At 70.4% G+C, this 19952-nt stretch carries 24 protein-coding genes; 15 read left to right on the top strand and 9 right to left on the bottom strand.

Annotated elements, in window-relative coordinates; all coding sequences use genetic code 11:
* The first annotated feature begins 66 nt into the window (after positions 1-66).
* From AC3ANN_RS17740 to AC3ANN_RS17750, 3 genes are all read left to right on the top strand, one after another.
* Entirely contained in the window at positions 67-846 is a 780-nt protein-coding gene (locus AC3ANN_RS17740; RefSeq protein ID WP_488338700.1) for a Pr6Pr family membrane protein, read from the top strand.
* 258 nt (positions 847-1104) lie between these two features.
* A complete protein-coding gene (gene argG / locus AC3ANN_RS17745; protein ID WP_488338701.1) occupies positions 1105-2547 on the top strand; it encodes an argininosuccinate synthase in 1443 nt (480 codons plus the stop codon).
* A gap of 162 nt (positions 2548-2709) precedes the next feature.
* Entirely contained in the window at positions 2710-5349 is a 2640-nt protein-coding gene (locus AC3ANN_RS17750) for a penicillin acylase family protein (RefSeq protein ID WP_488338702.1), read from the top strand.
* Between the two features lie 6 nt (positions 5350-5355).
* Here AC3ANN_RS17750 and AC3ANN_RS17755 read toward each other — a convergent pair whose 3' ends face one another.
* Positions 5356-5745 (bottom strand): MmcQ/YjbR family DNA-binding protein, encoded by a 390-nt coding sequence (locus AC3ANN_RS17755; protein WP_488338703.1) that lies wholly within the window; start codon positions 5743-5745, stop codon positions 5356-5358.
* A 93-nt stretch (positions 5746-5838) separates the two neighbouring features.
* On the opposite strand from AC3ANN_RS17755, the gene AC3ANN_RS17760 reads away from it, so the two are divergent.
* Positions 5839-6012 carry a hypothetical protein gene (locus tag AC3ANN_RS17760; RefSeq protein WP_488338704.1) on the top strand — a complete coding sequence of 58 codons (174 nt, stop codon included), beginning with the start codon at positions 5839-5841 and terminating at the stop codon, positions 6010-6012.
* Here the strand turns inward: AC3ANN_RS17760 and AC3ANN_RS17765 are convergent.
* The 3 genes from AC3ANN_RS17765 to AC3ANN_RS17775 are packed head-to-tail and all read right to left on the bottom strand — an operon-like array spanning position 6009 to position 9246.
* Positions 6009-6926 (bottom strand): ROK family protein, encoded by a 918-nt coding sequence (locus tag AC3ANN_RS17765; RefSeq protein ID WP_488338705.1) that lies wholly within the window; start codon positions 6924-6926, stop codon positions 6009-6011. The genes AC3ANN_RS17760 and AC3ANN_RS17765 overlap by 4 nt on opposite strands.
* A 34-nt stretch (positions 6927-6960) precedes the next feature.
* On the bottom strand, positions 6961-7491 hold the full coding sequence (locus AC3ANN_RS17770; protein WP_488338706.1) for a cytochrome C5: 531 nt from the start codon (positions 7489-7491) through the stop codon (positions 6961-6963).
* A gap of 21 nt (positions 7492-7512) precedes the next feature.
* The gene (locus tag AC3ANN_RS17775) at positions 7513-9246 is read right to left on the bottom strand and encodes an L-aspartate oxidase (RefSeq protein WP_488338707.1); all 1734 of its coding nucleotides are present in this window, start codon (positions 9244-9246) and stop codon (positions 7513-7515) included.
* A gap of 76 nt (positions 9247-9322) precedes the next feature.
* Between AC3ANN_RS17775 and AC3ANN_RS17780 the strand changes: the two genes are divergently transcribed.
* The 4 genes from AC3ANN_RS17780 to AC3ANN_RS17795 all read left to right on the top strand — a co-directional run bounded on the left by AC3ANN_RS17780 (position 9323) and on the right by AC3ANN_RS17795 (position 12533).
* A complete protein-coding gene (locus AC3ANN_RS17780) occupies positions 9323-10246 on the top strand; it encodes a LysR family transcriptional regulator (RefSeq protein ID WP_488338708.1) in 924 nt (307 codons plus the stop codon).
* A gap of 102 nt (positions 10247-10348) precedes the next feature.
* Entirely contained in the window at positions 10349-10948 is a 600-nt protein-coding gene (locus AC3ANN_RS17785; RefSeq protein WP_488338709.1) for a dihydrofolate reductase family protein, read from the top strand.
* A 38-nt stretch (positions 10949-10986) separates the two neighbouring features.
* Positions 10987-11316: a YciI family protein gene (locus AC3ANN_RS17790; RefSeq protein WP_488338710.1), complete on the top strand. Its 330-nt coding sequence runs from the start codon at positions 10987-10989 to the stop codon at positions 11314-11316.
* Complete coding sequence (locus AC3ANN_RS17795; RefSeq protein ID WP_488338711.1) at positions 11313-12533, top strand: RNA polymerase sigma factor; 1221 nt, start codon at positions 11313-11315, stop codon at positions 12531-12533. The genes AC3ANN_RS17790 and AC3ANN_RS17795 overlap by 4 nt, the downstream gene beginning before the upstream one ends.
* On the opposite strand, the gene AC3ANN_RS17800 is transcribed toward AC3ANN_RS17795, so the two are convergent.
* Positions 12499-13221: a DedA family protein gene (locus AC3ANN_RS17800; protein WP_488338712.1), complete on the bottom strand. Its 723-nt coding sequence runs from the start codon at positions 13219-13221 to the stop codon at positions 12499-12501. The genes AC3ANN_RS17795 and AC3ANN_RS17800 overlap by 35 nt on opposite strands.
* Positions 13222-13329: 108 nt before the next feature.
* Between AC3ANN_RS17800 and AC3ANN_RS17805 the strand changes: the two genes are divergently transcribed.
* The 6 genes from AC3ANN_RS17805 (at position 13330) to AC3ANN_RS17830 (ending at position 16675) form a co-directional block, all read left to right on the top strand.
* Positions 13330-14727: a sensor histidine kinase gene (locus AC3ANN_RS17805; RefSeq protein WP_488338713.1), complete on the top strand. Its 1398-nt coding sequence runs from the start codon at positions 13330-13332 to the stop codon at positions 14725-14727.
* Positions 14724-15380: a response regulator transcription factor gene (locus AC3ANN_RS17810; protein ID WP_488338714.1), complete on the top strand. Its 657-nt coding sequence runs from the start codon at positions 14724-14726 to the stop codon at positions 15378-15380. The genes AC3ANN_RS17805 and AC3ANN_RS17810 overlap by 4 nt, the downstream gene beginning before the upstream one ends.
* 69 nt (positions 15381-15449) lie before the next feature.
* Complete coding sequence (locus tag AC3ANN_RS17815) at positions 15450-15605, top strand: hypothetical protein (protein WP_488338715.1); 156 nt, start codon at positions 15450-15452, stop codon at positions 15603-15605.
* Complete coding sequence (locus tag AC3ANN_RS17820) at positions 15602-15874, top strand: hypothetical protein (protein WP_488338716.1); 273 nt, start codon at positions 15602-15604, stop codon at positions 15872-15874. Before AC3ANN_RS17815 ends, AC3ANN_RS17820 begins: the two co-directional genes overlap by 4 nt.
* Before the next feature lie 88 nt (positions 15875-15962).
* The gene (locus AC3ANN_RS17825) at positions 15963-16178 is read left to right on the top strand and encodes a hypothetical protein (RefSeq protein ID WP_488338717.1); all 216 of its coding nucleotides are present in this window, start codon (positions 15963-15965) and stop codon (positions 16176-16178) included.
* A gap of 53 nt (positions 16179-16231) precedes the next feature.
* The gene (locus AC3ANN_RS17830) at positions 16232-16675 is read left to right on the top strand and encodes an SRPBCC family protein (protein WP_488338718.1); all 444 of its coding nucleotides are present in this window, start codon (positions 16232-16234) and stop codon (positions 16673-16675) included.
* Positions 16676-16711: 36 nt separating this feature from the next.
* On the opposite strand, the gene AC3ANN_RS17835 is transcribed toward AC3ANN_RS17830, so the two are convergent.
* Positions 16712-17254: a putative immunity protein gene (locus AC3ANN_RS17835; RefSeq protein WP_488338719.1), complete on the bottom strand. Its 543-nt coding sequence runs from the start codon at positions 17252-17254 to the stop codon at positions 16712-16714.
* 48 nt (positions 17255-17302) lie between these two features.
* Here AC3ANN_RS17835 and AC3ANN_RS17840 point away from each other — a divergent pair, with 48 nt between their 5' ends.
* Positions 17303-17722 (top strand): GNAT family N-acetyltransferase, encoded by a 420-nt coding sequence (locus AC3ANN_RS17840; RefSeq protein WP_488338720.1) that lies wholly within the window; start codon positions 17303-17305, stop codon positions 17720-17722.
* A 111-nt stretch (positions 17723-17833) separates the two neighbouring features.
* Here AC3ANN_RS17840 and AC3ANN_RS17845 read toward each other — a convergent pair whose 3' ends face one another.
* From AC3ANN_RS17845 to AC3ANN_RS17855, 3 genes are all read right to left on the bottom strand, one after another.
* Positions 17834-18271 (bottom strand): VOC family protein, encoded by a 438-nt coding sequence (locus AC3ANN_RS17845; RefSeq protein WP_488338721.1) that lies wholly within the window; start codon positions 18269-18271, stop codon positions 17834-17836.
* 26 nt (positions 18272-18297) lie between these two features.
* A complete protein-coding gene (locus AC3ANN_RS17850) occupies positions 18298-18939 on the bottom strand; it encodes a phosphatase PAP2 family protein (RefSeq protein WP_488338722.1) in 642 nt (213 codons plus the stop codon).
* 137 nt (positions 18940-19076) lie between these two features.
* Entirely contained in the window at positions 19077-19835 is a 759-nt protein-coding gene (locus AC3ANN_RS17855) for a phosphotransferase family protein (RefSeq protein WP_488338723.1), read from the bottom strand.
* Positions 19836-19952 lie beyond the last annotated feature (117 nt).

The following is a 19952-nucleotide window of genomic DNA, read 5'->3' on the forward strand; positions in this document are numbered from 1 at the left end:
CGTTTATTGGACGGTTACACCCCATCCTATCGATGCGGTCCGCAGGGCCGCCGATATGGTGTGCGTATGACGTCTCCCGCCGCCTGGACGGCCTCGCCGAGATGGGTGCTGAGCTGGTCCGTGATCCGGCTCGCGATGGCGGCGCTGATCGCCGCGGGCGTCATCGCGCAGCTCGTCCGCTCGGTGTCGAGCGCGGTCGACGCCGGCCGCCACGTCCCGACGATCGTCGCCAACTTCTTCAGCTTCTTCACGATCCTCTCCAACGTGTCGGCGGCGGTGGTCCTGACCGTGGCCGCGCTGTGGTTCTTCACGCGCGGGAGGGGACAGGATGCCGAGCCCACCGGCATCGCGGTCGCCCTGGCGTGCGTCACCACGTACATGGTGATCACCGGCATCGTCTACAACACTCTGCTGCGCGGGTACGACCTCGAGCCGGGCTCGATCGTGCCGTGGTCGAACGAGGTGCTGCACCTGTTCGGACCGCTGTTCCTGCTCGCCGATCTCTTCGTGGGCCCGCTGCGGCGCGCCCTGCCGTGGCGCGCGGTGTGGGCGATCGTCGCGTTCCCCGTCGTATGGGTCGTGTACACGATGATCCGCGCACCGTTCATCACCAACCCCGGCACCGGCGAGCCGTTCTGGTACCCGTACCCGTTCCTCAACCCGAACAACGCGAACCTGCAGCCGGTCAGCGGCTACCCGGGCGTCATCCTGTACGTCATCGGCATCTCGATCGCGATGCTCGTCGTCGGCGGCTTCGTGGTGTGGTGGGGCAGGCGCGTGGGCGGACGGATGCCGGAGGCCGAGGCAACCGGCGAGAAGGCCGGCTCTTCCGCCGTCGCCCCCTGACGCTGCTCCCGAGCGGATCAGAACGCCCTCGGGCGCTCCAGCTGCAGACCGGCGCGCCCGAGGGCGACTCACAGACGGGGAGAACCCGTGGCCCCAGACCAGGGGTCCCCCAGCGGCTCCGGCACCGGCCCCCAGTGCCGTCGCCGTGCTCGGCTTCACGCTAGCCTGTCCCCCATATGGGGGACAAAGCGCCGAACCGTTCTCCGAGCGAACTTTCAGCAAACAGTCGCGAGCCTGCCGCTCACTAAACTCGTACGCATGTCGAAGGTCCTTCAGTCCCTGCCCGTCGGCGAGCGCGTCGGCATCGCCTTCTCAGGGGGCCTTGACACCTCCGTCGCGGTCGCGTGGATGCGCGACAAGGGCGCGATCCCCTGCACGTACACGGGAGACCTCGGTCAGCCCGACGAGGACGACATCGCATCCATCCCCGACCGTGCGCTGCAGTACGGCGCGGAGGTCTCGCGCCTGGTGGACTGCAAGCCCGCTCTCGTCGAGGAGGGCCTCGGCGCCCTCGCGTGCGGCGCGTTCCACATCCGCTCGGGCGGCCGCACCTACTTCAACACCACGCCGATCGGTCGTGCGGTCACCGGCACGCTCCTCGTGCGGGCCATGAAGGACGACGGCGTCGACATCTGGGGCGACGGCTCCACCTACAAGGGCAACGACATCGAGCGGTTCTACCGCTACGGCCTGCTCGCCAACCCCGCGCTGCGCATCTACAAGCCGTGGCTCGACGCCGACTTCGTCACCGAGCTCGGCGGCCGCAAGGAAATGAGCGAGTGGCTCGTCGAGCACGGCTTCCCGTACCGCGACTCGGCCGAGAAGGCCTATTCGACGGATGCCAACATCTGGGGCGCGACGCACGAGGCGAAGACCCTCGAGCACCTCGACGTCTCGCTCGAGACCGTCGACCCCATCATGGGCGTGCGGTTCTGGGACCCCGCCGTCGAGATCGAGACCGAGGACGTCACCGTGACCTTCGAGGCCGGCCGTCCGGTCGCGCTCAACGGCGTCGAGTTCTCCGACCCGGTCGCGCTGGTCTTCGAGGCGAACCGCATCGGCGGCCGCCACGGCCTCGGCATGAGCGACCAGATCGAGAACCGCATCATCGAGGCGAAGTCGCGCGGCATCTACGAGGCGCCGGGAATGGCGCTGCTGTTCACGGCGTACGAGCGCCTGGTCAACGGCATCCTGAACGAAGACACCCTCGCGACGTACCACGAGCAGGGCCGCCGCCTCGGCCGCCTCATGTACGAGGGCCGGTGGCTCGAGCCGCAGTCGCTCATGCTGCGCGAGTCGATCCAGAAGTGGGTGGGCTCGACGATCACCGGCTCGGTGACGCTGCGTCTGCGCCGGGGTGAGGATTACACGATCCTCGACACCACCGGACCCGGCCTTTCGTATCACCCCGAGAAGCTGTCGATGGAGCGCGTCGGCGACGCGGCGTTCGGCCCGACCGACCGCATCGGCCAGCTGACCATGCGCAACCTCGACATCGCGGACTCGCGTTCACGTCTCGAGCACTACGCGGCGGCGGGCATCATCGGCGGTGCGGCCGCCGAGCTCGTCGGCCACCTGTCGCAGGGCGAGGCCGGCGAGATCACCGAGCGCACCGAGCACCTCAGCGCCGAGCAGGAAGAGCTCGCCGAAGCGACGGATGCCGCGAACGAGGCATCCGCGTTCGACGCCGGCACCGACTGACCGGGGCTGCGCCCCGACGTCCGCTCGTCCGTCAGCGGAGGATTCGGGCCGCGAACGACACTCGGGATACGATGCGAAAACGGTGCCATGCGACCCGAACCCGTGGCACCGGGTGCCGCTCCGCGCGGAATCGCGTGCCCCAGCCGACAGGAAAGACCTTCAATGTCGAAGCCCCCGACCTCGCCCTACGCCATCGACGACGCACCTACGGGCCGATCCGTCGGCCGCAGGATCGGCATCACGCTGTTCAGCATCGTCGCCGGGGTCGTGGTGCTGGCTCTCATCGCCGTGGGATTCCTCGTCTACACGGTGCAGCGATCGTTCCCGCAGCTGAGCGGGGAGGTCGCGGTGTCGGGGCTCGACGACGATGTGACGGTGCAGCGCGATGTGCTCGGCATCCCGACGATCACCGCCGATTCAGCGCATGACCTCTTCTACGCGCAGGGTTTCGTGCACGCGCAGGATCGGTTCTGGGAGATGGACTTCCGCCGCCACGTCACGAGCGGGCGGCTGTCGGAGCTCTTCGGCGAATCGCAGCTCGAGACCGATATGTTCCTGCGCACCCTCGGCTGGCGCGAGATCGCCGAGCAGGAGGTCGCGGCGCTCAGCGAGACCGAGCGCGCCTATTACGAGGCGTACGCCGACGGCGTGAACGCATTCCTCGCCGACAACGACGGCGCCGACGCCTCGTTCGAGTACGCGGTGCTGGGCCTGCAGAACGCCGACTACGAGATCGAGCCGTGGACGCCCGCCGACTCGGTGGCGTGGCTGAAGGCGATGGCCTGGGACCTCCGCAGCAACATCGAGGACGAGACCGAGCGCGCCGTCATCGCGTCGGACTTCACGCAGGCCGAGATGGACGAGCTCTACCCGGCCTATCCCTTCGACCGCAACCCGGTCATCGTGCCGCAGATCTCGACGGTCCCCGCCGTCGGCACGGCTCCCGACCTCGACGAGGCGGCCGGCGAAGGGGAGACGGATGCCGAGGCCGAAGCGGACGCCGCGACCTCGTCCGTCGAATGGACCGAGGTCGAGGGCGTCGTCGAGGCGGTCAGCACGCTCGTCGACGGCGTCGGTGAGGGCGTCGGCTCGAACTCGTGGGTCGTGTCGGGCTCGCACACGGAGTCGGGGATGCCGCTCCTCGCGAACGATCCGCACCTGGGGGCGTCGCTGCCGAGCGTGTGGCATCAGATCCAGCTGAAGTGCTCGGAGGTGTCGGAGGCCTGCCCGTTCGACGTCGCGGGCTTCGGGTTCGCCGGCATGCCGGGCGTCATCATCGGTCACAACGACCGCGTGGCCTGGGGATTCACGAACCTGACGACGGACGTCACCGACCTGTATCTCGAGAAGATCGACGGCGACTCGTTCTGGTACGACGGCGCGCTGGTGCCGCTCGAGGAGCGCACCGAGACGCTGAAGGTGGCAGGGGGCGACGACGTCGAGCTCGTCATCCGCTCCACCGTCAACGGTCCGATCGTGTCGGGCCTCACCGACGACTTCACCGCCATCGCCGACGATCCGAGCACCGGCGAGACGGACGCGATCGCCGCGCCGACGGATGCGCTGGCCGGGGAGTACGCGGTGAGCCTGCGGTGGACCGCGCTCGAGCCTGGGACGACGGCATCCGCCATCTTCGCCCTCAACACGGCACGCGACTTCGACGACTTCCGCAGCGCGGCGGCGCTGTTCGACGTGCCCGCGCAGAACCTCGTCTACGCGGACGTCGACGGCAACATCGGCTACCAGACCCCCGGCCGCCTGCCGATCCGGGGAGCCGGAGACGGCTCGATGCCCCAACCCGGGTGGGACTCGACGTACGCATGGCAGGGCTACATCCCGTTCGAGGAGCTGCCCGTCGCGTACAACCCCAAGGACGGCTACATCGTCACGGCCAACAACGCGATCGTCGGCACCGACTACCCGCATTTCCTGACGCGCGACTGGGACTACGGCTGGCGCGCGGCGCGCATCGAGGAGCTCATCCAGCGCAAGATCGCGGAGGGCCCGATCACGGCGGACGACCTGCGCGAGATCCAGGCCGACAACTCGTCGTTCATCGGCATGCGCCTGGCGGCGGCCTACCTCGACATCACCACGGGCGATGACGAGGCGGATGCGGCTCTCGAGCTCCTGCGCGAATGGGACGGTCAGAACGCGCCCGACTCCGCGGCCGCCGCGTACGCGAACGTGCTGTGGGACACGCTCGCCGCAAACATGTTCGTCGAGGAACGCGAGAACCCGGCGCCGGTCACCGACCAGGGCAGGATGTTCCTGGTCGTCGACCGGCTGCTGGACACGCCGGACTCGGAGTGGTGGATCAATCAGGGACTCGGCGTCTCGGGTATGGACGACATGCTCAAGCGGTCGGCGATCGACGCGCGCGAGCGGCTCGCCGCGCTGCAGGGTGACAACGCGAGCCGGTGGAACTGGGGCGGACTGCACGCGTTGCCGCTCGTCAGCGACACGTTCGGCGCATCGGGCATCGCGCCGATCGAGTGGCTGTTCAACCGCGGCCCGTTCCCGGTGGGCGGCGGCTCCTCGGTCGTCAATGCGACCGGCTGGTCGCTCGGCGACGACTTCGCCACCGTCACGGTGCCCTCGATGCGCATGGTCATCGACCTCGACGACTTCGACGAGTCGGGCTGGAACCACCTCACCGGCGCGAGCGGTCACACGTTCCACACGAACTACACCGACCAGACCGAGACCTGGCAGCGGGCCGAGCTCACGCCGTGGGCCTACACGCCCGAGGCTGTCGACGCGTCGACCACCGACACGCTCGTGCTGACGCCGGCCGGCTGACGCGTTTCAGCGAGAGGCTTCGTCGAACTCCCGCCGGAGGTACTTCGGCGCTTGGCTGCGCCACGCCTCGGTGACGAGCTCGGCGAGGTGGTCGTCGTCGACGCGCGCCATGCGGAATGCGACCTTCGGCTCGCTCCACCGCGTCGTGGTGCGCAGGAACACGTCGGGTGCCATCTCGACGAGCGCGAGCGCGTCGACCCGGTCGGCGACCTTGACGGCCACGACGAGCTCGGACGCGATGAGCGCGCGCATGTCGTCCGGGATGCTCGGCCACGGATGGCACTCCCACGCGTAGAGCTTGCCGCGCACGAACCACGCCGCTCCGCCGGTGGTCGCACGCTCCTCGCTGCCGGGCAGCTCCGCAGCCGCACGGCGGACGTCGTCGAGGGTGGCCACGGCCCGAGCCTAGGCCGCACCCCCGACACACGCGCGTGGGAGCCCTGGACCATGCGCCACGGTCGCGGCTAGCGTGAAGTGCAAGGAGGCGCCATGACGATCGACGACCGAGGAGCCGAGTCCGGATCCGAGACGGACCTCGCCATCGAGCGCGCGCTCGAGGCGGCGAACCTGCGAGCCGGCGGCGCGACAACGACCGCCGAGGTCGTCGAGGACTGGGAGCCTTCGGCCGTCGAAGCCGGCGACGTGGGCGCGGACGGGGACTAGGCCGCCGCGTCGGCGCCGTGCACGAGGTACGCGGCGCCGAGGAGAGGGGCCTGGCCGTCGAGGGGCGACGGCAGCACGCGCACGGTCGCCGCGTGGGGCAGCGGCGCGTGACGCGCGACGCTCTCGCGCACGAGGTCGAAGTAGTCCGGCGCGACGTTGACGAAGCCGCCGGCGATGACGGCGACCTCGAGGTCGAGCAGCGCCGCCGTGCTCGCGATCCCCTCGCCGACCGCCGACGCCGACCGGCGTACGGCCGCGACGGCGATCGGATCGCCCCCGGCGTACGACGCCGCGAGGTCTTCGCCGGTGCTTCCGGCCCACCCCTGCGATCGCGCCCACGCCACTGTCGGCGGCCCGGCTGCGAGAGACTCGAGGGTGCCGTCGAGCACATCTGCACCGGGTTCGCGAAGGCGGATCTGACCGATGTGGCCGGCATTGCCGGTGCCGCCCGAGACGACGCGGCCGTCCAGCAGCAGTCCGCCGCCGACGCCCGTCGACACCACCATCGCGAGGGCGTTGCGCACGCCGCGAGCCGCGCCGAGCCAGTGCTCCGCCATCATGAGGCACGCCCCGTCGAGAGCGAGCCGCACCGGCACGTCCGGCACCACACCGCGGAGGATTGCGACGACGTCGAGGCCCGCGCCGTTCGGCAGGTTCAGGGGCGAGGTCGTTCCCGCCGTCGTATCGACGGGGCCGGCCGAACCGGCCCCGGCACCGAGGATGCCGACGCCCGCGCCGCTCTCGACGGCCGCGGTCGCGGCATCCCGGATCGCCGCCGTCAGCTGGTCCCGCGTCGCCTCGCGCCCCGTCGGACGACGGTGCCGTGAACCCTCGAGCACCACGCCGGCCGCGTCGATCAGCGCGGCCTCGACCTTCGTGCCGCCGATGTCGACGGCGAGCGCAGCGTGCAGCATCCGTTCCCCCTTGTCCGAATCGTGCAAAACGCCGTCAGTTCTCGGCGGGCCCGCTGATGCGATCGAGGAGGTCGTCGAGCGAGTCGAACTCGATCGTCTCGGCGTCTCCCTCCTCGGCGACCTCGACGTTCTCGATCTCGAAGTCCTCGTCGAGCTGCACCAGGATGCGGGACTCGGGGAACTGTCTCGGCGCCGCGAGCGAAAGCAGCACGGCGTCGGCGAACACGACGACCGACTTCGGCTCCAGCTCGGCTCGGAGGTCGGTCTGCTCCACGATGGGCCCGTCGTCGGCGACCGCGTCCTCGAGCTCGGTCGCGACCGTCTCGACGATCGCCGTCCACTGTGCTTCGCTCATCGCCAGGATGCGCGAGACCCCGGCGACGAGCGCAGCAAGATCGGGGTCGTCCACCTCTTCGAGCTCGGGGTCGACGTTCACCATGACGTCGGCGCCCGCCGCGTCGAGGCGGGCGCGACCGTGGACGATGTCGTCCTCGGCTACGGGCTCGTCGAGGAGCCCGCCTTCCGAGAGGCGAATGACAAGGGCTTCGAGGGCGGGAGTGGCCATGACGACATTCTCGCAGTCGCGCTACTCGACAAGCTTGCCCGCGACCGAGACCTCGTGCATGAGCGCGGCGATCTCGTCGGGAATCGGCGGGATCTGCTCGCGCACGACGCCGGTCGTCGGCGACCACACCAGGTTGACCTGGAGCTCGGGGTCGATCTCGGGGTAGTCGCTGCGGTTGTGGCAGCCGCGGGTCTCACGGCGCTCCAGCGCCGCTTCGAGCGTCGCGCGCGCCGCGAGCGCTGCCGACTTCAGATCGAACGCGTGGGCGAGGTCGTGGTAGCCGGCGATGTCGGGGTGCACGCCGATGTCGGCCATGCGCGCCTCGATCGCGTCGAGCTCGGCGAGGCCGGCGAGCAGCCCCTGCTCGTCGCGCACGACGCCCGCGTACTCGGTCATGGTGTCGCGGATCGCGCGCTGCAGCGCACGCACGTTCTCGGTTCCGGATGCCGCGAGCAGGCCCGCGATCTCGTCTCGCGCCGTGTCGACCGCCGCCGCCGAGCGCTTCTGCGCCGGCAGTGCGGCCGAGTAGGCCGCTGCGGCCTGCCCCACGATCCTGCCGAACACGAGCAGCTCGATGAGCGAGTTGCCGCCCAGGCGGTTGGCGCCGTGAAGCCCCGACGACGCCTCGCCGATCGCGTAGAGGCCGGGCACGTCGGTGGAGTGGTCGGACGAGCGCACCCACACGCCGCCCATCGAGTAGTGCGCGGTCGGCGCGATCTCGATCGGCTCCTTGGTGATGTCGAGCATCTGCAGTTCGAGCATCGTCTGGTACACGCGGGGCAGGCGCGTCATGATGACCTCGCGCGGCAGGTGCGATACGTCGAGCCAGACACCGCCGTTGGGCGTGCCGCGGCCCTCCTTGATCTCGGTGTAGCAGGCGAGCGCGACGCGGTCGCGGGTCGACAGCTCGAGCCGCTCCGGGTCGTACCTGTGCATGAACCGCTCACCGAGGCCATTGCGCAGGATGCCGCCCTCACCCCGAGCCGCCTCCGAGATGAGGGTGCCCGCGGCGTTCTCGGGCTCGATGATGCCGCTCGGGTGGAACTGCACGAGCTCCGGGTCGCGCAGCCGACCGCCGGCCTCGACCGCGAGACGGAACGAGTCCCCGGTGTTCTCGTCCCGTCGCGACGACGTCCGGCGCCAGATGCGGTTGTGTCCGCCGGCGGCGAGGATCACGGCATCCGCGTGGATCAGGTAGCGCGTGCCGTCCTCGAGGTCGAACCCGTACGCGCCGAAGACCGCGCCGTCGTCGTTCACGAGGATGCGCGTGACGTACACGGTGTCGAGGATCGGCACCTGCAGCTGCGCGGCGCGGTTGATCAGGGTCCGCTGGATCTCGAGGCCGGTGTAGTCGCCGGCGAACGCGGTGCGACGGTAGGTGTGGGCGCCGAAGAAGCGCTGCGAGATGCGGCCGTCCTCCTCTCGCGCGAACGGCATTCCGTAGCGCTCGAGGTCGTCGATGCCCTGCGCCGCACCCTTCGTGACGGTCTCGACGGTCCCGGGGTTGGCGAGCAGGTAGCTCTCCTTGAGCGTGTCGGCGGCGTGCTGCTGCCAGCTGTCTTCGGCATCCATCGTCGCGAGAGCCGCGTTGATGCCGCCGGCGGCGAGCGATGTGTGCGCGTCGGACTTCGGGCGCTTGCCGAGGGCCAGCACATCGACGCCGGCCTCGGCCAGTTCGATCGCGGCGCGCAGGCCCGAGCCGCCGGTGCCGATCACGAGGACGGTGGTGGAGATCTGACGTTCTGAAGTGCTCACACTTCGACGCTAGGCATCCGTCCTCGATAACTCCAATGCATATTCCTGCTCAGTTCAATAGTCGTACGCTATTGATATGAACCTCGAGCAGCTGCGAGCCTTCGTCGAAGTGGCCCAGCTCGGCAACTTCACGCGCGCCGCGGAGCGGCTGCACCTGGCGCAGCCGTCGCTGAGCCGCCAGATCACGACGCTCGAGCAGGATCTCGGCGCCGAGCTCTTCCACCGCGCTCGGCGCGGCAGCACCCTCACGGTCGCCGGCGAGTCGCTGCTGCCCCTCGCCCGCCGCATGCTCACCGACGCCGACTCGGTGCGCCGGGAGCTCGCGGAGCTCGCCGGGCTGCAGCGGGGCCGCGTGCGGCTGGGCGCCACGCCGACGCTCTGCATCAGCCTCGTCGCCGAGGTGTTCACCGCCTTCCACGCGGCGCATCCCGCGATCGAGCTGCACATCTCGGAGCACGGCTCACGGCGTCTGCTCGACGAGCTGGGCGCCGGGGCGCTCGACCTCGCCCTCATCACGACGTCGGGTGCGGCATCCGCCGACCGATTCACCGTGACCCCGCTGCTGGTCGAAGAGCTCGTCGTGATCTCGTCGAGCGGCGCCGCGCCCCTCACCGATCGCGACGCGATCGGGCTCGCCGACGTCGCCGCGCTGCCGCAGGTGGTCTTCGATCCCGCCTACGATCTTCGGGCGACGACGGATGCCGCGTTCCGCGCCGCGGGCCTCACCCCCGCCGCGATCGTGCAGGGGGCCGAGATGGACGCGGTGCTGAGATTCGTCGAGCGGGGGCTGGGAGTGGCGATCGTTCCGGCCATGGTGCTGATCGAGCGTCCGGGGCTCCGCTCGGTGCGGCTCGTCGACCCCACGCTGACGCGCACGATCAGCGTCGCCCGGCCCGCCGACATCGCCCCGACCGCGGCCGTCGAGGTGATGCAGCGCACGATCACCCGGACCGCCACCGCGCTGGCCGAGGCATCCGCCGCGACCATGCGGCTCGCCTGACGCGCGGATCGGAAGAATTTCGCCGAAGCTATCGAAACGGGCGCCTGTCGTTCGTAGCAATGGTGAAAGCACCTCCGGAACGCGAGACAAGGGAGCAGCACCATGAGCACCACCTTCACCGTCGACTTCTTCTCGACCCTCGATGGCTACGGCATGGCCGAGGGCTGGCCGGGGTACTGGGGCAAGGAAGGGCCCGAGCTCAGGGAGGACCGAGTACGGACCTTCGCGCAGGAGCAGGTCCTCGTGTTCGGGGCGACGACGTTCCGGGAGTTCCGGAGCTTCGTCAAGGAGTACGACGAGCCCTACTACGACAGCCTCAACGAGCGGCAGAAGATCGTCTTCTCGCGCACCCTCGAGGAGCCTCTCGGGTGGGAGAACTCGACGGTCCTCCGCGAGGACGCGGTGACGGCGATCGAGCGACTGAAGCGCACCACCGACATGCCGATGCGATCGCACGGCAGCATCTCGCTGAACCGCGCCCTGCTCGCGGCCGGCCTCGTCGATCGGCTCGAGGTCATGGTCTTCCCCGTCGTCGCAGGACGCGCCGGCGGTTCCGCCCTCCTGCACGGCGGAGCGGAGTTCGACCTCGAGCTCATCGAGTCCACCGTGCTGGACGGACGCACGCTCAAGCTCGTGTACGCTCCGCACCTGCACGGTGAGATCCCCGCGGGTGTCGGCCCGAGGCGTCGTGGCGAGAAGTAGGCGTTCCGGGATTCGCCCGCGAGGGAAAGGATGAGGTCATGAAGTACCTGGTCAACGTCATCGACAGCCGCAGCAACTCGGGGACAGCCGACGAGATGGTCGCGATCGACGCCTTCAACGACAGGCTCCGCGCCGGCGGCCATTGGGTCTTCGCCGCGGGGCTCGCCGACCCGACGGTGTCGACCGTCATCGACGGCCGCGGCGACGAACCCGTGCTCACCGACGGACCGTTCGTCGAGACGAAGGAGTGGGCCGCCGGCTTCTGGATCATCGAGGCGCCCGATCTCGATGTCGCCCTCGAGCTCATGACCGAAGGCTCGAAGGCCTGCAACCGCCGCCTCGAGGTGCGACCGCTGCTGGAGGCGTGATCGACGCGCAGGATGCCCTGGCCCGCGCCCACCGCGACGAGTGGGCGCGGGTGGTCGCGACGCTCGCGAAGCGGTTCGGCAGCCTCGACATCGCCGAAGATGCCGCGGCGGAAGCGTTCGCGACGGCCGCCGAGCGCTGGCCGGCCGACGGCATCCCGCCGGGTCCCGGCGCGTGGCTCACGACCACCGCGACCCGCAAGGCGATCGACCACATCCGGCGCGAGAGCAGCCGCGACGCGAGGCACAGGGAGGCGCTGCTCGTGCACGACGCACAGCCCGAGCCGCTCGGCGTCATCGACGACGACCGGCTGCGGCTCCTCTTCATCTGCTGCCACCCGGCGCTCGCGATGGAGGCGCGCGTCGCGCTGACGTTGCGCATGGTGGGCGGGTTGAGCGTGCCCGAGATCGCGCGCGCGTTCCTCGTGAACGACACCACGATGGGAGCCCGGATCACGCGCGCGAAGGCCAAGATCGCCACGGCGCGGATCCCCTACCGGATGCCGGAGGCCGAGGATCTGCCGCGCCGCGTGTCGGGGGTGCTCGCGGTGCTGTTCCTGATCTTCAACGAGGGCTACCTCGCGTCCGGACCCGGCACCGCGCCGGTGCGAGAGGACCTCACCGGCGAGGCGATCCGGCTCACGCGGCTCCTGCGTCGGCTGCTGCCCGACGACGGCGAGGTCACCGGCATGCTGGCGCTGATGCTGCTCATCGAAGCCCGTCGCTCGGCCCGCGTGTCGTCTGCCGGCGAGCTCGTGCCGCTGGCCGACCAGGACCGGGCGCTGTGGGATGCCCAGCTCATCGGCGAAGGACACGCCCTGGTGCGCGCGCGCCTGGCCGCGCGCGTGGCGCCGGGCCGGTACCAGCTGCTCGCCGCGATCAACGCCGTGCACACCGACGGCGACGCCCCGGACTGGACGCAGGTGGTCGCGCTCTACGACCAGCTCGTACGGCTCGACGGCTCGCCGATCGTCCGGCTCAACCGCGCGATCGCGGTGACCGAGTGCGATGGGCCGGACGTGGGGCTCTCGCTCATCGACGCGCTCGAGCCGGAGCTGCGCGGCTACCACCCGTTCCATGCCGCCCGTGCCGAGCTGCTGCGGCGGCTGGGCCGCGACGCGGAAGCGGCCGACGCCTACGACGCCGCCCTCGCGCTCGCGGGGAACACCGCCGAGGTGGCGTATCTCACGCGGAGGCGCGAGGAGCTGTCGTCAGGCTGAGGTCCGGATCGCCCGCGGCAGTCGGCTGAGCTTCCGGCTCGGGCTCGGGCTCGGGCTCGGCGCTTGCGGCACCGGGCGCTCCCGCCGAGCGGTTGAGGATGCGCCGGACGACGGCATCCACCACCGCCCCCACGAGGGCGGCCACCACGATGGCGAGCACGATCGCCAGGAGCGGCTGGTCGTGGAGCCACTGCCCCGCGACGATGCCGAAGAGCGCGGAGTACGCGGCCCACGTGACTCCGGCCGCGACCGACAGCGGCAGGAAGCGCCGGAACGGGTACCTCGTCGCGCCCGCGGTCATGTTGACGGCGATCCGGCCCACCGGGATGTAGCGCGCGGTGAAGATCAGCAGCGCGCCCCGGCGGTCCAGTCCCCGGCGCGCCCAGTCGAGGGTGGTCGCGACCCGCTTCGCCCGCATCCACCGGAAGCGGGTCGTGCCCAGCGCCCGCCCGAGCTGGTACGCGATGTTGTCGCCGACGATGGCCCCGGCAGCTGCCACCGCGATGAGGAGCACAAGGTTGGGCTCGCCGGTTGCAACCGAGACGGTGGCTGCGCCGACGACGACGGTCTCGCTCGGGACCGGCGGGAAGAACCCGTCGATGACGCACACCGCGAACACCACGAGGAACAGCCAGGGCGATGCTGCGAGGTCGGTCACGAGGGTGTTCAGCAGTGCCAGCAGGTCCATGTCTGCGACGCTACGAGCGGGGCTTACGGTGCCACATCCGACGGAAGGCTGGACTGGACCTTACTTTCGTCAGTCTTGCGACGTACGGCGGCTTTCTACGATGGGGGGATGCCGCGTTCCGGACGTCCGATGCGAGAGACGTGGTCGACGCCGCTCGGCGTCGTGCTCCTGGTGCTCGCGACGTCCGTCGCGCTGCCCCTGGCGCGGTGGGGCGACTCGCCGTTGGTGCTCGCCCTGTTCCCCGCCGCCGCGGCGGGATACCTTGCCGGACGCCGCATGGCCGGGCTCCTCCCGGCGGTGGTGACGTTCGCCGTCGTGCTGGCCGTCTCGCTTCCGGTCTCGTTCGTGATGCCGGGCACGGCGCCGGTGGGCGACTGGATGGCGAGCGTGCTCATCTCGCTGCTCACCGTGGTCGCACCGTGGTGGTTCGGCAGGTTCCGGCTGCTGCGTGCCGAGCAGCAGAAGTCGGATGCCGCGATCCTGGCCGAACGCGCGCAGGCCGAGGAGCGCGCACGGATCGCCGACGACCTCCACGACACGATCGGGCACGAGCTCGCCCTGATCGCGGTGCAGGCCGGCGCGCTCGAGCTCGGACGCGACCTGACTCCCGAGCAGCGCGACCGGTTCCGCGAGCTGCGCGAGGCCGCGGTCCGCGCGAGCGGTCGCCTGCGCGACGTCGTGCAGATGACCCGGCCCGACGGGCCGAGCCGTCTCGACCCCGTCGGCGGCGAGGGCATCGAATCGCTCGTGGCGGGGGCACGCGACGCCGGCATGACGGTGAGCGCCGAGATCGACCGGGCTGCGATCGCCGGCGTGCACCCGCTCATCGCGGAGCTCGCTGTGCGCACGATCCGCGAGGGGCTGACGAACTCGGCGCGTCACGCCCCCGGCGCGGCGGTCGTCGTCGGCGTCAGACCGGAAGGACCGAACGCGATCGTCGTGTGGGTGCGGTCCGGTCCTTCGACCGGAGGCGATGCGGAGGGGGGCGGCCACGGCATCCCGAGCCTTCGTCGTCGCGCCGAGCTGCTCGGCGCCTCGATCGAGGCCGGTCCCGACGACCACGGCTTCGAGCTGCGGCTGCGAGCGCCGGCGCAGCCTCCGCCGTCGGGTCGCGACACGAGGGGCACGTCCGATCTGGCTCTGCGGTCGAACGCGCAGGGCGTTCGCCGGCGCGTGCTGCAGGCGGCGATCGTCCCGGCGACGATCATCGCGCTCGCGCTGGTCGGGTTCCTCGTCGTCCAGGCGATCACGGTCGCGCAGACCGCGATCTCGTCGGAGGTGTACGACGGGATCCACCTGGGATCGACGAGGGCGGAGCTCGCGCCGCTCCTTCCCGCTGGCACCCCGGGTCCGGTGCCGATCGTCTCCGAACCGCCGGTGCCCGTGGGCGCCGAGTGCGAGTACTTCGCCGCGCGCGACGGCTGGCTGCACTTCACCGATGCGACCTACCGCCTCTGCTTCGAGCAGGGCGTGCTCGTCGAGAAGATCGTGCTGGGGGTTTCGTGATCCGCGTGCTCATCGCCGACGACGAGGCCATGATGCGCGGGGGCGTGCGCGCGATCCTCGAGTCCGATCCCGACATCGAGGTCGTGTTCGAGGCGGCGGACGGTCACGAGGCGATCGCCGGGGCGCAGCGGCATCGGCCCGACGTCGCCGTTCTCGACATCCGGATGCCGCGGCTCGACGGCCTCGCCGCGGCCGCCGAGATCGCGGCCACCGTGCCGGCCACGCGGGTCGTGATGCTGACGACGTTCGGGGAGGACGAGTACATCGAGCGCGCCCTCGGCGGCGGCGCTCTGGGATTCCTGCTGAAGGCAGCCGATCCGCGCGAGCTCATCGCGGGAGTGAGGGCGGTGTCGGAAGGCGGCGCGTACCTCTCGCCAGACATCGCACGCCGCGTGATCGCGCCCTACCGCGACGGCGATCGGCTGCGCGGCGCCGAGGCTCGAGGGGCGATCACGGCTCTCACCGAGCGCGAGCGCGATGTGCTTGCGCTCCTCGGCGCGGGCGCCTCGAACGCAGAGATCGGCGCACAGCTGCACCTGGTCGAGGGAACCGTGAAGGGCTACGTGAGCGCGATCCTCGTCAAGCTCGGCGTGCGCAACCGCGTGGAGGCCGCAGTGCTCGCGCATCGGGCGGGGATCGTCGCGGCGGATTGAACCCCGTCAAGGGGTCGCCCGCGGGCGCCCGGCGGACTAGCCTGAGCTCATCGACGAGGGAGGCGAGGGATGACCGAGCAAGCCGTGCCCAAGTCAGGCTGGCTGGGCAAGTTCGCGGCACTCTTCCTCGGTGTCCCGCCCATCGCGGTGTACGCCGCCGACCAGGACGAGGATGACGAGCCTCAGCGGGACGGCGCTGATTTTCACTGGCGGGAGCGAACATGAGCGAAGAGTGGCATCGTCGGCACCTCGGAGACGACGTACCGGACCAGGCTCCCGGTGAGGAGACGCTGCTGGGCGCCGCGGGCGACGAGGTTCCCCCTGGGGGAGTCGTCGCCGGCTCGTTCGATCACGAGTTCCCCGGCGCCGACCCGTATGCGGGTATTCCCGCCGACGAAGTCGGCCTGCCGCCGCTGAGTGAGGCAGAGCAGGAGGCCGTGGCGCGCGAGGCGGACCGGCTCGCAGACGACCCGGGCGCGCGCGGCGATCTCTGAGCGCGAACGTCACGCCGGAGCCGCGAACCAGCTCCTGAATCACCTCGCGATCCGACGGCGGTTCCCGACGACCGCGGGTGCCTTCGCGATGGCTGGATGCATCGTCGTCATCGTCGGTCTGCTCACCCCGGTGTCGTTCGGCTGGTTCGCGTATCAGCCGCTCGCGAACACGGCATTCGCGCCTGGCGGGAGCGGGGTGTTCCTCTCGTCGGTCACGATCCTGGGATTCGTCATCCTGACCGTCGGACTCCTCGCGCTGTCCTTTCTCGCCGGCATGCGCACGGGCGCCAAGCGCCGCCGTTGACGCGGTGCGCCCTGCGTGCGCGGATCCGCTTCGACGCGCGCGAGGATGGACGCGTGCCCTCGACTTTCACTGTCGTCACCGTTTCCGCGCATGCCGTAGAGGAGCTCTTCGACGGGTCGCTCGACATCGACGCCCACGTGGCATCGATGTCGGAGTCGAAGGAGCGCGCCGTTGCCGGAGTGACGACAGGACGGATCGGGCTCGGCGAGACGGTGACCTGGCGGGCACGTCATTTCGGCGTGTGGTTCACCATGACCTCGGAGATCTCGGAGCTGGATCGGCCCGTCCGGTTCGTCGACCGGCAGGTGCGCGGTCCGTTCAAGATGTTCGTCCACGAACACGTCTTCGAGCCGCACCTGAGCGGATCACGGATGACAGATCGCATCACCGTCGGCTCCCCCGTCTTCGGCCGGCTGGCGGAGCGACTGATCCTCGTTCCCTACCTCCGCCGACTCATCGCCAAGCGGAACGCGCACCTCGTGGCCGCCCTGGGCTAGTCGGCCCGCGGCGTGCGGTGCGGACCCAGCCGCGACTCATTCAACGCGTTCGCCGCGGAGCCTCAGCTGGATCCGCTCGATGTGCTCCCCCAGTTCACCCGTCGCCAGAAGGCCGGAGCCGAGCGGGCCCGCGGAGTCTTCGCCGACCAGCGGCAGGAGGCGAAGCGCCGAGGCGACTTCGTCGCTCATGTGCTCGAGCTGCCACTCGAGCTCCGCCGTCGCGGCGTCGGGGTCGGCAGCCGCCAGCCGGGCAGCCTTCGCGGCATAGGCGGCAGCGCCCAGGGCGTGCGCTCCCATGTGCGCCACGCCGGCGGCCTGCGCTGCGGCGCGTGCGGCCGCGACGGCCGCAGGCGACGACGCCGACTGGGCGGCGCGACCCGCGACGAAACGCCGCTTGATCTCTCCTGCCGCGGTGAGCTCGCCGCGAGAGAAGGCGCGTGCGCGCTCGATCGCGTCTCGCGGCCGGTCATCGTCGGGCACCTCCGACTCGAACAACGCGAGAACTCGCTCCGCGCAATCTGCTGACCATGCCGCGACCAGACGACGGTCGGACTCGCTGAGCGATTGAGGTGACGACATCCCAGCACTCTGGCACACGCCGGTCGCGCGGGCTGGAACAATCGCATGATGACGTTTGCGATCGCAGCCGAGATCCCCGAGCCCGCGGAGCTCGTCGAGCTGTATCGATCGGTCGGGTGGACGGCCTACACCGACGATCACCGCAGACTGGTCGACGCGATCAACGCGTCGCACACCGTGCTCACCGCGCGCACGGAGGCCGGCGAGCTCGTCGGACTCGCGCGGACGATCTCGGACGGGCACACGATCGCCTACCTGCAGGACATCCTCATCGCACCGGAACACCACAGGCGCGGTATCGGCGGAGCGCTGCTCGACGAGATGCTCCGTCGAACCGATCACATCCGGCAGCTCGTGCTCCTGACCGACGCCGAGGAAGCGCAGCGCGCGTTCTACGAATCGCGCGGATTCGTCGAGGCTCACGACTTCCGCCCGAACGAGCTGCGTTCGTTCGTCCGCATCCGATGACCGGCGTTGTGTGCGGTTGAGGCCCGTCGCCGTCGTTGCGGCGGCGGTCGTCCTGCGATGGGCATACGGCGCCACGTCCTGAACGGCACGGGACGTGCCAGAGCGGTCGGGTCAGACCTTCTTCAGCTCCTGAGCCAGCATCACGAGAATGCCGCTCGGACCGCGGAGGTACGTGAGCTTGTACACATCCTCGTAGGTCGCGACGCCGCGCAGCGGGTAGCACCCGTGCTTCGCGGCGATCTCCAGCGCCTCGTCGATGTCATCGACCGAGAAGGCGACGCGGTGCATGCCGATCTCGTTGGGAAGCGTGGGCTCGGTCTCGATCGCGTCGGGGTGGATGTACTCGAAGAGCTCCAACTGACCCTGGCCGCCCGGAGTCTCGAGGATCGCGATCTTGGCGTGGTTCCCGTCGAGGCCGACGGCCGTGTCGGCCCATTCGCCGCTGACGGTGTCGCGGCCGAGGACCGTGAGTCCGAGATCGGTGAAGAACGCGATGGCCGCCTCGATGTCGCTCACAGCGATTCCGACGTTCTCGAGCTTGATGGGCATGGAGGCACCCTACCGAGCCGGGTCCGTCACCGCACGGGCGTGGACGCCCGCCCGCGGGCGCGCCAGCTCGCGCCGTGCGCCGCCGCAAGCACCACGACACCGCCCACTGTCAGGATTCCGACTGCAGCTCCGGCCGCGACGTCGTGAAGGTAGTGGGATCCCTCGAGGACGCGACCGGTGGCGACGACGACCGCGAGCAGCATCGCCGCGCACGTGAGGGAGACCGACCGGGTCGTCACGGCGATGACGACGACCGCTCCGAAGGCGAGCGTGGCGTGATTCGAGGGGAAGGACCAGTCCCCGGCCGGCGGGCAGTCGCCCGCGAGGTTCCAAACGGTGCACGGCCGCGGCTGGGCCGCTGCGAGCTTCAGTCCTTCGCTCGCCAAGTAGGCGAGGAAGACACCGACCGCCGCGCTCACTGCGATGAGGCGGCGCGGCGACCTCGTCCAGAGGACGCGACCGACAGCGGCCGCCGCGGCCGCTGCGAGCGCCAGGAGGGGGAGCTCGGACGCCAGTTCGATTCCCGGAATGCCGCTGAAGGTCACTGCCGCGGCCCGAGTGACCTGCACGCTGAGGCTTCCGGGAAAGGGCACCACCAGCAGCACGACGGCGATCACGAGAGCGCCGAGCACGGGGACCAGAGGGCGGCGCGATTCTGCTGATGACACCCGTCTGACGCTACGTGGCGCTCTCGCGCGCGCGCATCCGGCGGCAGATGTACATCCTGTACGCCCAGAGTCGTATCCTGCGCAGACGTCGCCGACGCGGCGAACCGTCAGACGCCGCCCACGGCGGGAGACGTCTGCTACGGCTCCGCCGCGGCTTCCCGTGCGCGGGACCGGAGCACGTCGAACTCGCACCCCGGCGCGTCCGGATCGAAGCCGTGCTCGATCAGCCAGCGCGACGCGACCAGGCTGCGCAGCGACCACCACGCGCGGATCACGTCCCGGTCCGCGTCGTCTCCATACCCGACGAGCAGGTCGTCGAGGCGCTCCTCGTGCCCGAGCGTCAGGATCGCGAGGTCGTACATGGGGTCGCCGGGGGCAGCCTCAGACCAGTCGATGATGCCGGTGACCTCGTCGCCGTCGACGAACACGTGGGTGATCTGCAGGTCGCCATGGATGAACCGCGGCTCCCACTGCCGGAGTGCGGTCTCGGCGATCCGGCGGTTGCACCGGATCACCTCGGCCGGCAGGACGGCGCTGTCCAGCAGCCACGCGCATTCCCGGTCGAGCTCCGCCGCGACGTCGTCAAGGTCGGGCCCCGGCCACGGCGGCAGCGGCGCCTCGTGCAGCCGTCGGATGGCGGCACCCGAAGCGGCCCATGCTGCCGACGAGGCCGGGGACGGTTCACCGAGGATGCCGAGAGCCTCACCGGGCACGACCGAGATCGCAAGCGCGGGTGGCTCCCGCCACAGGATGGCGGGAGTCGGTATCGGTGCCATGGCCATCGCTCGCACCTCGATGTCGGCGTGAGCGGGATCACCGTCGATCTTCAGGAAGATGTCGCCGACGCGCAGCGTGACGCGTTGAGTGTGCGCGACGACGACCTGGACCTCATCCATACCGTCATCCTGATGCAATCACGGCCCACTCGGGCTGCCGATTCCCCACGTCGATGACGATCGTGCCGGGAACGGCGACCGCTCCGGGTCTCCGCTGCAGGGGGCTGGGTCCCTCGC

Source organism: Microbacterium sp. STRO-2N (assembly GCF_057747775.1).

Coding starts and splice junctions, on each gene's coding strand:
- AC3ANN_RS17840 (WP_488338720.1), top strand. CDS start 17,303: ATGACGTTTGCGATCGCAGCCGAGATCCCCGAGCCCGCGGAGCTCGTC.
- AC3ANN_RS17750 (WP_488338702.1), top strand. CDS start 2,710: ATGTCGAAGCCCCCGACCTCGCCCTACGCCATCGACGACGCACCTACG.
- AC3ANN_RS17785 (WP_488338709.1), top strand. CDS start 10,349: ATGAGCACCACCTTCACCGTCGACTTCTTCTCGACCCTCGATGGCTAC.
- AC3ANN_RS17835 (WP_488338719.1), bottom strand. CDS start 17,254: ATGTCGTCACCTCAATCGCTCAGCGAGTCCGACCGTCGTCTGGTCGCG.
- AC3ANN_RS17800 (WP_488338712.1), bottom strand. CDS start 13,221: ATGGACCTGCTGGCACTGCTGAACACCCTCGTGACCGACCTCGCAGCA.
- AC3ANN_RS17790 (WP_488338710.1), top strand. CDS start 10,987: ATGAAGTACCTGGTCAACGTCATCGACAGCCGCAGCAACTCGGGGACA.
- AC3ANN_RS17845 (WP_488338721.1), bottom strand. CDS start 18,271: ATGCCCATCAAGCTCGAGAACGTCGGAATCGCTGTGAGCGACATCGAG.
- AC3ANN_RS17805 (WP_488338713.1), top strand. CDS start 13,330: ATGCCGCGTTCCGGACGTCCGATGCGAGAGACGTGGTCGACGCCGCTC.
- argG (WP_488338701.1), top strand. CDS start 1,105: ATGTCGAAGGTCCTTCAGTCCCTGCCCGTCGGCGAGCGCGTCGGCATC.
- AC3ANN_RS17740 (WP_488338700.1), top strand. CDS start 67: ATGACGTCTCCCGCCGCCTGGACGGCCTCGCCGAGATGGGTGCTGAGC.
- AC3ANN_RS17770 (WP_488338706.1), bottom strand. CDS start 7,491: ATGGCCACTCCCGCCCTCGAAGCCCTTGTCATTCGCCTCTCGGAAGGC.
- AC3ANN_RS17780 (WP_488338708.1), top strand. CDS start 9,323: ATGAACCTCGAGCAGCTGCGAGCCTTCGTCGAAGTGGCCCAGCTCGGC.
- AC3ANN_RS17855 (WP_488338723.1), bottom strand. CDS start 19,835: ATGGATGAGGTCCAGGTCGTCGTCGCGCACACTCAACGCGTCACGCTG.
- AC3ANN_RS17815 (WP_488338715.1), top strand. CDS start 15,450: ATGACCGAGCAAGCCGTGCCCAAGTCAGGCTGGCTGGGCAAGTTCGCG.
- AC3ANN_RS17825 (WP_488338717.1), top strand. CDS start 15,963: ATGGCTGGATGCATCGTCGTCATCGTCGGTCTGCTCACCCCGGTGTCG.
- AC3ANN_RS17760 (WP_488338704.1), top strand. CDS start 5,839: ATGACGATCGACGACCGAGGAGCCGAGTCCGGATCCGAGACGGACCTC.
- AC3ANN_RS17820 (WP_488338716.1), top strand. CDS start 15,602: ATGAGCGAAGAGTGGCATCGTCGGCACCTCGGAGACGACGTACCGGAC.
- AC3ANN_RS17765 (WP_488338705.1), bottom strand. CDS start 6,926: ATGCTGCACGCTGCGCTCGCCGTCGACATCGGCGGCACGAAGGTCGAG.